We start from the raw sequence: 13,820 nt of genomic DNA on the forward strand, positions 1-13,820 counted from the left end.
GATATTTTCTTAATAGTAATCACCAAACGGGGATATTTGGATGAACAACAACACTCTTATGTCTGTTGCAGCCTTTGTTGTGGCTACAACAATCTCTCAAGCAATCGCTGAAGGCCCATGCGACATCTACGCAAAAGCAAAAACACCATGCGTCGCCGCTCACAGCTTGACACGTGCACTCTACTCCAGCTACAGCGGGAACCTCTATCAAATCCGCAGAGCCGATGGGCAAACCAAGGACATTCCTGTCGAAGAGCCGGGAGGCTTTGTCAAATCCTCCGTGCAAGACGATTTTTGTGCAGGCTCCAAATGCACCATTTCCATCATTTACGACCAGAGCAGCTACAAGAACGATTTGAAGAAATCGCCGCCAGTCTATTGGCTTAAAGATGGTGCCAAAGAAGCGGACGCCAACAGGGCCCCGATTTACATCAGCGGGCGCAAGGCTTACGGGTTCTATCGCGACGCCTGGTCCGCTACCGGTTACCGCAATAACAACACCAAAGGTGTAGCCACCGGCGACGAAGAAGAATCCATGTACATGGTGGTTGACGGCAAGCACTATAACGACCTTTGCTGTTTCAACTACGGAAACGCAGAAACGACCGGTAACGATGACGGCCCGGGAACTATGGAATGCATCTACTTCGGAAGCGACAAGGACTGGGGCGGTCCAGGACAAGGAAACGGTCCGTGGGTTGCCGCCGACTTGGAAGACGGTGTATTCAAGGGAAACGATGCTGGCTGGCAATGGGGCAAGACCCATACGACACCGTGGCCAGACGCACTTTCTATTGAAGCAGACTATGTAACCGCCATGCTCAAAGGCCCGAACGACGGAACATTCAAGCTCAAAGGCGGCAGTGCACAAAAAGGAAATCTCAACACCATGTGGGACGGCCCGCGCAAAAGAGGCTACAGCCCGCGCAAGCTGCAAGGCGCCATCGTACTCGGCAACGGCGGTGACGGCAGTGACGGTGGTGCAGGAACGTTCTTCGAAGGCGTAATGACCATCGGAAACCCGCCCGATTCTGTGGATGATTTGGTACAAGCAAACATTGTCGCCGCCGGTTACGGAAGCAAAATAGACATTTCTAAAAAAGTCGAAATTGAACCGTTCAAGGACACGCTTACGATTCCCGGGAAAATCGAAGCCGAGAACTACGATAAAGGCGGAAACGGTCGCGGATTCCTGGACAGCGACATTGAAAACGAGAACTCGCTCTACCGCGAAGACAACGCAGGTCTCGACAGTGCAGGCGATGCGATTATTTACGGTTGGGGTTACGCCAACGACTGGTTGCGTTATACGGTAAAAGTTTCCAAGAACGATTCGCTCGACATTACCGCACGCGTCTCGTCGCCAAGCGATAGCACATTCTTCTCCATTCTCGTTGATGATAAAGATATCGCCAAAATCACAGTTCCCAACACCGGTGACTGGAAAAACTTCGAAACCGTCACAACGACCGTACCTGCAATTACCGCGGGCGAACACGTACTCAAGATTAGAATCGACAAGCCATACTTTAATCTCGATTGGATTGAAATTGCTGCGGCCAAAGAAAAAACGGCATTGCCTAAATTCAGCATTCGGACAAATTCATCGCAAGCCTACTCCGTCTATGATGTCCTTGGGAACCGCGTGACCTCATTCCAAGCAAGCGAAAGCTCTATGCAAAACATTTGGGATAAAGCTCGTGTAAATCTACCAGGTGGCATTTACGTCATCAAGACCAATAGCAAAACAATTCGAATTTCAAATACGAAATAACACACTCCTCACAACCAAACAAAAGCACCCCGCAAGCACAAACCTGCGGGGCGTTTCTATTTAGATCCTTCGACTTCGCCTGGATTCTATCGCTTCGCTCCAGAATGACAGGCTCCGCTCAGGATGACAATTCGGGTTTAGATCAAGCCTTCAAAGAAATTATTTCCCTTGTCATCGACCAAGATGAATGCCGGGAAGTCCTTGATGGTGATCTTGCGGATGGCTTCCATGCCGAGTTCCGGGAAGGCCACGATGTCGTTCGAAAGGATGTTCTGTTCAGCGAGGATGGCTGCCGGACCACCGATAGAACCGAGGAAGAATCCACCGTACTTCTTGCAGGCGTCGGTCACATCCTGGCTGCGGTTGCCCTTCGCGACCATGATCATCGAGGCGCCCTTGCTCTGGAAGCGCATCACGTACGGGTCCATGCGGTTAGCCGTTGTCGGGCCGAAGCTACCGGTGGGCATGCCTGCCGGAGTCTTAGCCGGGCCGGCGTAGTAAATCGGGTGGTCAGACACAACCTTCAATACGGTCTTTTCTTCGTCGGTGAGTTCTTCGCCGCGTTCCTGCTTGTCGAAGATTTCGGCAATCTTCGCGTGTGCCATGTCGCGGGCCACAATCATGGTGCCCTTGAGGCTGAGGCGGGTCTTCACCGGATACTTGGTGAGGTCGGCGAGCACTTCCTTCATGGGGCGGTCGAGATCGATTTCAACAGCCGGAGCGAGGTTCACGGCGTTGCCAGCCGGGATGTAGTTTTCCGGATGGTGTTCCATCTTTTCGAGCCAGAGGCCGTTTTCGTCAATCTTTGCCTTGATGTTACGGTCAGCAGAGCAGCTCACGCCGATAGAAACCGGGCAGCTAGCAGCATGACGCGGAGCGCGGATCACGCGAACGTCGTGCACCAGGTACTTGCCGCCGAACTGGGCGCCAATGCCCGTCTTCTGGCAAATGTGCAGAACCTTTTCTTCCATTTCGAGGTCGCGGAAAATACGGCCGCCTTCAGAACCGGAAGTCGGAATATCGTCGAGGTAGCCGCAGCTAGCGAGCTTCACCATGTGCGTGTTCATTTCGGCAGAGGTACCGCCAATTACGATCGCGAGGTGGTACGGAGGGCAAGCCGCAGTACCCAAGGTCTTCACCTTTTCGGCGAGGAACTTTTCCAAGGACTTCGGGTTGAGGAGCGCCTTGGTCATGGGCCAGTAGTAAGTCTTGTTGGCAGAGCCACCGCCCTTCGCCACAAAGAGGAATTTCATCTCGGCGCCTTCTTCGGCGTGGATGTCGATCTGGGCAGGCAGGTTGCAACCGGTGTTCTTTTCTTCGTACATGGTCAAGGGTGCAATCTGGCTGTAGCGCAGGTTCTTGGTGGTGTAGGCGTTGTAGATACCTTCGGAAATCGCTTCGGCATCGTCAATGCCAGTCCAGACCTGCTGGCCCTTGTGGGCAACGCAGATTGCCGTACCCGTGTCCTGGCAGAACGGGAGGATCCCCTTTGCTGCAACGCAGGCGTTCTTGAGCATGGTGAGCGCGACAAACTTGTCGTTGTCCGAAGCTTCCGGGTCCTGCAAAATCTTTGCGACCTTGGCCGTGTGGGCCGGACGCAGGCAGAATTCGACTTCTTCGAAAGCGGCCTGGGCAATCTTGGTCAAAGCTTCCTTGGAAACCTTGAGAATCTTCTTACCTTCGAATTCGGCGACAGAAACGCCATCTTTACCGAGATTTACGTATTCGGTAGTATCTTCACCGTGCTGGACAGTAGCTTCGTATTTGAATGCCATAGTAGTTTGGGCGCCAGAGGCGCAGTTGATAGTTAAAGGACAGGTCCACAGTCATTGGTCAATAGTCATTAGTTTTATTTAGGCGCCAAAGGCGCAATTATATCTAATAACCAATGACCAACTACTAAAAACCATATTTCGTTACTTTCGGTTGTAAAAATAATTCTTTCCATCGAAAAAGCCACCCAATTTCGTTCCACTCATCCCCAAGATTTGACTATTCATCCCCCCTTTTCACATATTTTTTGAACTTTTTTACTTTTTTTACGACCAAAATCACATAAGATGTATTATTTTTGATAACGAAACAAAAAAATTCATTTTCCAAGAGGATTGAACGATGAAAAAGATTCTGCTCGCCACGATGATTTCGGCAGCCATGGTTTTTGCAGCCCCGGCTGCAAAAAAGGTTAGTAAGGTAACAACGGCAAAGAAAGCCGTCGCCGCCAAGGTTGAAAAAGCAGCCGAAGCACCAGCTGCAGTAGAAGCTAAGGCCGCTGAAGCGACCGCCGCCGCTCAGACTCAGGCAACTGCAACCGCCGATGCCGCAAAGGCAGAGGCCGCCACCGCAACTCAGGCTGCCGAAAATACAGCCGCAGCCGCCCAGGCACAGGCAACAGCAACGGCTGAAGCCGCACAAGCTCAAGCAACCGCAGTTGCCGACACCGCAAAGGCACAGGCTACAGAAGCCGCTGCAGCAACGCAGGCTCAGGCAGCTGACGCAGCACAGGCTGCAACAGCTCAGGCAGCTGTAACCGCCGACTCTGCCCAGGCTCAGGCACAGGCCGTTGTCGACACAGCTAAAGCTCAGGCCGCAGAAGCTACAGAAGTTCTCGAAGCAAAGACCGAAACTCCGGTAGACTCCGCCGCTCTCGCCAAGGCCGAAGAAGAAAAGAAGGCTGCTGAAGCAGAAGCCCAGGCAAAAGCCGAAGAAGAACAAAAAGTTGCTCAGGAAACCAGCGGCACCGCTAAGTCCGCCGTCATGGACAATCCGTGGGAATTCATCGCCGTTTCAGCAGCATTCATCGCTTCTGTTCTCGTGATTATCTTCACTGGGGACTAACAGTCTTTTTCAAAAAAAGCTTTATTGCGAATTTTTAGAGACCGTCCATGAGGCGGTCTTTTTTTTATGCGTAGCCACATCCCCACAACATTTATCATCTAGTTCGATTCAAACGTTACATTTCACTTTTTTTTCAAAATACAGCAAAAACAAGAAACCAAACATTGGATTAAATCAAAAAACTTTTTTCAATCCATCAGCAATAATTTTGGGGAACAACGCTTTTTCAAAAGACCTTAAAGAATAGCAAAATTCCTGCTATTCTAAAAAAAACATGTAAATCAAACAATTTACAGCTCTATAAGTTTTTATCTTAAATTTAAACAACAAAATAATATCCATATAACATTGCCAAGATTAACTTCATTTATTACATTTCCTTTGTTCTAATAAAGGAGTGTTTAAATGAATTCAAAAATAGCTATAATTGTAGCACTAAGCTGTGCAGAAATTTTCGCATCTTCTATAAACTATGACCTTTTAGGTCGTAAAGGGAGCAAAATGAACTCCCCAATGGTCTATAAAGACATCGACTATTCGAAAACGAAAAAAGATAAACAACAATTTACTCAATCTCTAAAAAGCCAACATTTAGCAAAGATCGGTTTACCTAATAATGTAGCCGCAATTAAAGGAATTTATAACAACCAAGGTAACATGGTTGGCTTATCACAAGATCATTACTATCATTTAGAAATCAAATATACAAATCAAAACACCAATCCTAAAATTGCAACGTCTCAGGGTTTTTATGGAAGGTATGGAATTGCAAACAATGCCAACGAAGCTTTTATTCCCATTGAGATAAACAACTACTTTAACGCTGCTACATACCAAGAGCATGGTTCAAAATATATAGCTGGAGTAAAGCAATACGAAGAAAGCCCTCTAACCTACGCGAATTCAAGCGGTTATTCCGTTTCAACACAAAATTATTCTTTTTCGAATCCAGAGCAAGATGCATCCCCATACGAATACAACAAACAAATCACCTATTTAAACTTAGAAAACGTACGAGATAACTCAACACATTCTCACAGATCCTACATAATAAATTGGTATTATGGAAATCCACCTTATAGCTATCCACCATACGCTACATCAAACGATTGGAACGATGTTGGTGTTTACATGGCATCAGAAGCTCGCCCAGTCAAACTAGAGCCAAACGATCAAGTAAATTACGTAAGATATTCTCCAACAACTAGTTTTAAAACAATGCCTGGTCACGAAATGATTGCGGCAAAAACCTACAAAATCTTAAAGAATTCATCAAAAAGTTCTGTTATTTTTGTAGGAACAAATTACCCAGAAACACCATCCGAAGAAACACCTCAAATTTATATGGGACTTCACACTCGGAAAGGAGTAAATGGAAATAGTTCAGCTTCGCTAATGTACTCGAACACAGCAAAATTACTAGACAACTACATTTACGAAAATAGAACAACAGAAATTGTAGCTGCCGGTAATTTTTCGACAAAAGTAAACGCAAATAATCCTAACGGAACTGGATATTTTGCAGCTGAGGCTGCAGCTGCAAATGCAATCACAGTGGGAGCAGTCGATGCTTCAACTAAAACTTTGACAAATTATTCTTCAAAATATATTCCGAGATACTGCCCAAACGGAATAGGAAACTGCCCTAATGGTTCAGGATCAAATCAGGGACCTACCAAGCCAGAAATCCTTAATTTTACACATATGTTTATTCCAAATGCGGCCCTTTCAAATGGAACAAATCTAAAAGGTTCCCGAAGAACATATACAAAAAATTCTAGTTCAAATCTTGTTTATAAACCACTTTTTGATGGTGCAGAAGTATCTGCCGCATACACAGCAGGAATGGTTTCAGATTTATTAAATACGAACCCGTTCTACCGTTGGCATCCCGAAGCCGTCAAAGCAGCCTTAATTACATCAAGTCGAATATCATCAAATCCGTCATACAAGATACCAACATACAAATGTTTAGTTACATTAAATCAAAGTGGCTCATATAATTCAAACTACTCTAACGCAAGTTTTTGTGGTCACGAAACACGATATTGGGTTGGTGACATTAATTCAATTATGACTACCTCAGGATCTCAGAAAGAAATAAGATTCAGCGTAAAACGCCCAGCAAATAAAACTCATTTTGTTGCAGCTATAGCATGGTTAAGTAGCGGTAATGATATCGCAAATTTTGGGAAAATACCACAAACATTTGCGTTGGAAGCAACCGCAAATAATACTGGAGATTTAAGCATGTCAACATCTCTGATATGGCATTCGTCCAACTCCACAAGCGATAATGAAAATTATGGAGTAATTGAATTTAATTCATCAGACGATTACTTAATCTTCCGTATTCGTCTTGTTAGTGAAGACTCTCGTTCTGAAAATGTTGGACAAATGGTGTTAGGATTCGATGTCGCATCATATTAATCATACTTTTCCCCTTTTGTAAAACATCTCTACCTAGAAAAGAGTACCCTTCCCAAACATGGAGGGGTATTTTATCATGTTTTACAAGCTGAAAACTTATAAAAATACTTCATACAATTTGATTTTTTTTACAAAAAACAAATAGCTAAAAAACACCTAAACAGAGTACATTTTGAGAACAAAAAAGCTTTCATCGTAAAACATTTTGACATAAATAATCTATTTTAGGATATTGAGAGACCATAAATGGGGGCAAGACATGTTTTGCCCGCTTTTTACATTTGTAAAGGAGACGATGTGAGTATCAAGAAGTATCTATTGGCGTTGTGTGCCGCAGCATCCATGGTAAGTGCACAGCAGGAACAACCCACTCCGTATGATTTGATTCGCCCTGTTTTCCCATTGACCTGGGACTCGACCGTTTTTAAGAACTTTGATACATCGGTCACCAAAAAGAAGAACATGCTGCCCAAGAAGCTTACTCCACCACAGTACGCTCCCAACGCATTTGTTCCCGACACACTGAATCAGGCATACTTAGATGCCATGAACATGCACATATCCCCCATTCGTGTCAATCAGGCGGGATATCTCGAGAAAGATCCAGAAAAGCAGTTCTTCTACGTAGGTACTGCTGAATCGTTCGAAGTTGTCGATGTCAACGGCAAATCGCTGTCTCCAGCTGTCAAAGGAACCTTCAAGCCTAGCACAAAAACAACCTCATCGAGTTGGCGTATTGTTGCAGGCACCAACGCAGCCACCAACGATAAGCTGCGTTACGAGATCAATTTTAAAGGTCCGACAGGGACAATCCTAATCGGAAATATTCCAGCAGGTGTACCTACCAAAACCCGACTTCGCATTAAAGTCGGTAACGAAATTTCAAGTACATTCATTGTAAGCGATGAAGTTTACTCCATGGTCCGCAATGCGGCCCTCAAGTTCTACGGCATCAACCGTAGTGGGTACGCAGAATCCTGGTTCCGCAAAGGAAAACCCTCCCATACCAAGGACGGTGCAGGCGGTGTTGTTGTTGGTAAAGACGAAGCCAGAGGCGAATACCACCCAGAATTTGCAGGAACGCTTGCTGGTGGTTATTACGACTGCGGTGACCATTTGAAGGAATCCCAAACCCAAATGTATGCCACGGCTGTTGCCGCTGTGATGGCGGCAACAAACCCCAATGCAGACATGGACGTCTATGCCTATAACCAGGGCGAAACCGTCAATACGGACGGTATTCCCGACATGCTCCGCGAAGCAAAACACGGTGCTGACTTCGTTTTGAAAGCTTACGCTCGAGCCAAGGGCGTGATTGACGACATGGCACTTTCTGTGGGCAGCTTCGGTCCCGACCATGGTTGGTGGGGCCAACCTGAAAATCAGGATTTGTTGCCTGTTGATGGTTCTGCATCCGCAACCGATAGAGGCGGTCCAGCAGCAAGAGCTGTTCGTCTTGGAGAAATTGGTTCTAGTGTCGGTGGTGAAACTGCAGCCAGCATGGCTATCGTAGGTAAGATGTTCTCCGAATATCCGGAATATAAAGCCTTCGCAGATAGCTGTTTGGAAGTCGCTATAAAGATGTACGACTTCAGTAAGGATTTAGCGACAGGCAAAAAATTCAAGAATAACACAGACCCAATAGTAAACACACCCGCATATAGCGGTTCTACCGTTTACCATGACGATATGGCTTTGGCAGCTGTGGCTCTCCTCTACGCCACACATGACACAACCTACCTTTACGATATCGCTGAAAATCCCGCTTTGAGAGGTGGTCAAAGCAAGTTAGACTTTGCGTATAGCAACCCTCAAGGATTCTTCCGCGGTGGTTGGTTCACCTTCAAGCAAGCCGGTTTCTTTAAGGACGGAGCAAACACGGACTGGGCAAGCACCTTTACCTATGCTCTCTATGCTTTCTACAAATTGATTCTTAAAGATGAAGCAACAGCAGCCTCTTACGGCATCGACAACAACAGGCGCCTAGAATATGCAGAAGACATTGCTTACACAATGAGCACTAACGTTTCTGCAGTTTCATACACAGATGGAGCATCAGAATCAATCGTATTGCCTAAAGGCGGTGGATGGACTTCTGACGGAACCGTCAAGTATGAACCTTTGTGGTACACCATGAAGACACAACAGCCTTGGATTTACAACCGATACCAGTTGGGAAATACCATTGACGTCTTGACCTACGCTGATGTAACAAAGGATTTGGAAGGTGTAAAACTTCCGCAGAACGGAGCTCAGAACTGGAAATCGACAGAAATGTTCCAGTTGGGCATCAACCAGCTGAACTACATGTTAGGCATGAACCCGTGGGATATATCCTTTATTTATGGTATTGGCGACAAGAACGACGCCCACCCACACCATCGTGCAGCAAACCCCGAAGGCAAAAACATGCCTGGTGCAGGTTACCCGTACAAGGTCCCTGTTGGAGCCTTATTGGGTGGTGTTCAAGCAGGTGTTGCATGGGATCCTCTGGGAAGAGGCGGTACTAGTGGCACAAGTTGGGAAGGTTATCAAATATCAGAAGTATGTATCGACGCAGCCGCCGCACTTGTCGGAAGCACAATGTTAGTCGCACAGGATGTGGATAAGACAGCCGCTCCAGATATCAGCGTAGAAATCCGCCACGTGAGCATGGACTCCGCACTCGTGACCGTCAAGCTTACCCAGCGCGGCACAGCAACAATCTCTTACGGCACACAGGAAGGCCAGTACAGTTTGAACGCAACAAGCGAAGGCGCTGGTGTCCAGCACGATATCATCCTCCGCGACTTGAAACCAGGAACTGCCTATTACTTCTATGTCACTGGTGCAAATGCCTACAAGCCAGAAAACACAAAGACCAAATTCCTTGTCGACAGCACTCAGACGCCGTTCACATTCACAACGCTCAGCACGGTTGAAAACGCCAACATTCAAAACGTGACCGTCTGTAACATTAGCGGCGACAGTGCCGAAATCATGTGGTACACCCCGAACGGCGAATACGAATCCAAGATTTACTGGGATACAAAGCCCCACTCAAGCGCCAACGAATTCGCCTACAATTCGGGCGTTGGTAACGCAGACGTGTCTGGCATCCCGACGCAGTTCCACTACGTAAAGATTGGCGGCCTCAAGGAAAAGACGACTTACTACTTCATGGTCGAAAGTAACGGAGCTCAGTCTACCGTCGATGACGACGGCAACCTGCTCAAGTTTACAACACCAGTCACATGGTACGACTTCAGCGTGAGAACATACCAGTATGAATGGGCAGGCAAGCCAGCAATCAACATGAACATCATAAACAACGAAGCCAGAGCGTTCGACAGTTTGACCATCCGCATGTACATGCGCGGCGACGACGATCTCTATGACGACGTTGCCATCCGTACTGATATTTGCCAAGCCTACGATGAAGGAGGTTTCAATGGGCCATGCGATGAGGAAACTTTAGCTCAATTAAACGAAGGCTTCCGCCATGTTCGTCCGGTCAAAATAGAAGATACTTATGACGATAAGACCAAGACCTGGCAATGGTACTTCCCCATCCCGCTAGGACCAACGGTAATCAAGTCTTCTAGCCGATTCCGCGTAGACGTGCTCTTTGTCGCTCGTATCCGAGCTGTGGGCCAAGACGATCCGCTCGATATTCCACCACAGAACAAAAAGTTCTACTGCCATTCCGATATCGACAACAAGTGGCACTGGGTCACAGACCTTACCAGCCAAGAAGCTCTTGATGAAAATCCGGGCGATTGGAGCTGGATGCCGCACTCCCGTGAAAATTACGAAGAAAAGGATTATCCGGGCATGTCCTGTGAGGAAAAAGATGCAAGTGACATAGACTTTACCGTCGCTGCAGAAAACCCATACGTATCCGTCTACCGCAAGGACGAGTTCATCTGGGGCTATAGCCCGTCCAAGAAGGAAATGGAAAACAAGAGAGCCAACTACAGAATGGATATCGTACTTGATCCTCCATTCAACGTCTCTAACGGTTCCCATATTGATATCGACCAGGCAAGCAGCATTGTCCATGTCACAGGCAAGGCCCACGTGACCGAAGGCGGCTACATTACCAAGATTTGGGCAAATGGTGTTAAGGTCAGCGGCATGGCGTTCAACGACGGCGTCAGCCTCGACAAGTGGTTGCTCAACGAAGCCGGTACCGACATTATCGCCAAGTACGATGTGGCAACGGACATGTGGGATCTCGACATTCCTGTCAAGATGGGCATTGGCTCCAAGAAGGTGGACATCACCATCTTTGCAGGTGCAAACCCCACATGCGAAACATGTGCCGAAAATGGCGGTTGCGCATTTGAAAACAGAACCTACTACATCAACTTCTCGAAGGGCGATGCTACAGCCTCGACACTTGTCATCAAGGATGCTGCAGGCAATCCGATTACAAGCCCTGCAAATACCGAAGGCACAGTATTCTTTATCGACTTGATGGACAAGGATAAGATTAAGGGCAACGTGCAGACGCTCGAAGTCCAGGTTCTCAACAACAAGAAGAACGATGTCCTCAAGGTCACCTTGACGGCAGACGCCGCCAATCCGGGCCACTTTATCGGAGGTCCGATTACCGCCGTCAACCATTCCAAGGAAACGAGGAACCAGACTTCCGAAATTTCGTTCTTCGCAGGCGATACGATCCAGGTTGTCTACACCGACCCGGATGACGAAGAAGACATCTCCAAACAGACATTCTACGCCGAATCCAAGGTTCCGTCTCCGCAGACAGTTCTCGCCGAAGACAGCAACTGCGACAACAAGGCCGACCAGCTTAGAATCATTTTCACGAACAAGCTCAGCATTGATTATCCGCTGGATAGCATCAGGTACTTTATCGAAGGCATGAGCGATACGGTTAGCGTTCCGCTCGTACCCGCAAGCTATATGGACAAGAACGAAATTCTCATTGCCCTTGACACAAGCCTTATTCCGACTAACGCTAATCCATCTGGTAAGATTACGACCTACGTTGCTGACCGCGGTATTGCAAATGCCGAAAACGCGAAGATTGCCGACGGCATCCTCCCCACTCTCGTGAGCGTGTCCATCCTTGAAAAATCGGACAACGACAATAGCGGTCTCGATACAGTCATGATAGCCTTCTCGGAACCGGTCATTTTCTCGACCTTGAACGAATGGCCGCTCGTGATTGCAGGTACAACAAGTGCACCGACTCTTGCTGCAGCCCCGACGACAACGAACAACGGCAAGACATGGCAGTTGGTTATCAGCGGTAACGTCAACAATACGCTTGTGCCGATTGGAGCTTTGGCTAGCGCCAAAACCACAGGCGGGTTTATGATTACCGACCAGAATCTCAACCAGATTAACCCGGTCGGCTGCAAACCGAGTGTTCCTGTAACGCTCATTTCTCGCCCGGTCCCGGTCTACCATGCGGAAATGATCGATATCGAAGGCGATGGCATTCCGGACAAGGTCTACATCATGTTCGAAAGAAAGCTCAAGCCTAAGGATGTCTTTGATAGTATCGTGACCGTCTGGGGCGACCCGGGCATCACACGCAGCTTCATTACGACTGCAGATACGACCGGCGGCGTCATCGTGCCGAAGGAAAGCTACTGGACCATCCGCGATACAGCTTCGGCTCCGTTCACAATTCAGATTGACTCGGTTACTACAAAGGATTCCGTCAACACCTACAGCATCATCGAAATCACCATTCCGACAAATCTCGCCTACCCGTATGGTTCTACAAGCGGCGATAAAGATGGCAATGGAACGGTTTCTCCGCTCAAGGGCGCTGCAAACGGCTTCTTTGAAACGAGCTACACCCTGTACGACAAGTGCGCCCCTGTCATATCATCGGCACGCCTGATCAAGAACGGGACACTCACCGTCAACATGTCCGAACCGCTCACTATACTCGAGACGGGCAAGTACATCCAACGTGAACGCGACGAGTACATCCCGGCCGTGAGACCGAACGGCGCAGGCAAGGCCCAGCTGTTCATCTACAACGAGAAGGACAACGTGTTCCATGCTGGCGACCGCGTACGCCTCGTCCCGCAGATTCTCGGCTCCGCCTACGTCGACAAGGTAAACATAGCCCCGACGATTGCAAACCCCTACGTGCGCATCACCGGCGACGATAACATCCGCTTCGCAGTGAACCTCACGGAACCTGTCACGACGCCTAAGCTTTACGCCTATGCCGGCCGTCCTGAAGCGACTGCAAATGACGCCTTCGTGCTGACGGCAGTCTCCGGCGACAAGTACAGTTTCGTGAACGGCGATGGAACGGTCCTCGGACAGGTCGACACCGCAGCATACCACGGTTCCGGTCCGAACTTCGAAATCGAGGTCATGATGCCTTCCGCAAGCTTCACGACCCGCGATGGCAAGCCGCTGTACGACATGCACCTGAAGATAGTCGCAGACCTCTACGACAACCTCGGCCAGTACATCAACACGTACAAGTTCGAAATCCCGAAGGAAAAGTTTGCAGCAGTAAGACCGCTGGTCGACAACGGTTCCCTCAGGCTGAACCTGGAATGGGCCGCCAAGGACAACGAAGCGCCGGTCGCCAAGAAGGGCAACAAGATCGGTACCGGCGCCTACATCGCGAAGTTTGACTTCACGGCAGAATCCTTCTGCGCAGCGACATTCGACGAATCCAGCAACGACTACAAGGCGAAGTGCTCTGAAGTCGGTGCTAGGGCAGAGAAGGCTTCCGACAGCAAGACGAAGACTTTCGGATTCAAGAGAAGAAAGTAATTTACGCAATTAGCCACCA

The 13,820-nt window shown here is 48.1% G+C and carries 5 protein-coding genes; 4 read left to right on the forward strand and 1 reads right to left on the reverse strand.

Annotation, left to right across the window (positions count from 1 at the left end):
- Window positions 1-40: 40 nt before the first annotated feature.
- Window positions 41-1,774, forward strand: coding sequence for an arabinofuranosidase catalytic domain-containing protein (locus B3A20_RS10860; protein ID WP_290764636.1), 1,734 nt, complete (start codon window positions 41-43; stop codon window positions 1,772-1,774).
- A gap of 137 nt (window positions 1,775-1,911) precedes the next feature.
- Here the strand turns inward: B3A20_RS10860 and B3A20_RS10865 are convergent, their stop codons facing one another.
- Window positions 1,912-3,549 (reverse strand): fumarate hydratase, encoded by a 1,638-nt coding sequence (locus B3A20_RS10865; RefSeq protein ID WP_290764639.1) that lies wholly within the window; start codon window positions 3,547-3,549, stop codon window positions 1,912-1,914.
- A 340-nt stretch (window positions 3,550-3,889) separates the two neighbouring features.
- Between B3A20_RS10865 and B3A20_RS10870 the strand changes: the two genes are divergently transcribed.
- The 3 genes from B3A20_RS10870 (at window position 3,890) to B3A20_RS10880 (ending at window position 13,801) form a co-directional block, all read left to right on the forward strand.
- A complete protein-coding gene (locus B3A20_RS10870; RefSeq protein ID WP_290764642.1) occupies window positions 3,890-4,612 on the forward strand; it encodes a hypothetical protein in 723 nt (240 codons plus the stop codon).
- 405 nt (window positions 4,613-5,017) lie between these two features.
- The gene (locus B3A20_RS10875; RefSeq protein ID WP_290764644.1) at window positions 5,018-7,042 is read left to right on the forward strand and encodes a hypothetical protein; all 2,025 of its coding nucleotides are present in this window, start codon (window positions 5,018-5,020) and stop codon (window positions 7,040-7,042) included.
- Between the two features lie 297 nt (window positions 7,043-7,339).
- Window positions 7,340-13,801 carry a glycoside hydrolase family 9 protein gene (locus B3A20_RS10880; protein ID WP_290764646.1) on the forward strand — a complete coding sequence of 2,154 codons (6,462 nt, stop codon included), beginning with the start codon at window positions 7,340-7,342 and terminating at the stop codon, window positions 13,799-13,801.
- Window positions 13,802-13,820: the final 19 nt, after the last annotated feature.

Origin of the sequence: Fibrobacter sp. UBA4297 (assembly GCF_002394865.1) — a bacterium.
Classification (GTDB): Bacteria; Fibrobacterota; Fibrobacteria; order Fibrobacterales; family Fibrobacteraceae; genus Fibrobacter.

What these genes read in the sequence shown, in the direction of transcription:
- B3A20_RS10860 (WP_290764636.1), top strand. Translation starts at nt 41, where the DNA reads ATGAACAACAACACTCTTATGTCTGTTGCAGCCTTTGTTGTGGCTACA.
- B3A20_RS10865 (WP_290764639.1), bottom strand. Translation starts at nt 3,549, where the DNA reads ATGGCATTCAAATACGAAGCTACTGTCCAGCACGGTGAAGATACTACC.
- B3A20_RS10870 (WP_290764642.1), top strand. Translation starts at nt 3,890, where the DNA reads ATGAAAAAGATTCTGCTCGCCACGATGATTTCGGCAGCCATGGTTTTT.
- B3A20_RS10875 (WP_290764644.1), top strand. Translation starts at nt 5,018, where the DNA reads ATGAATTCAAAAATAGCTATAATTGTAGCACTAAGCTGTGCAGAAATT.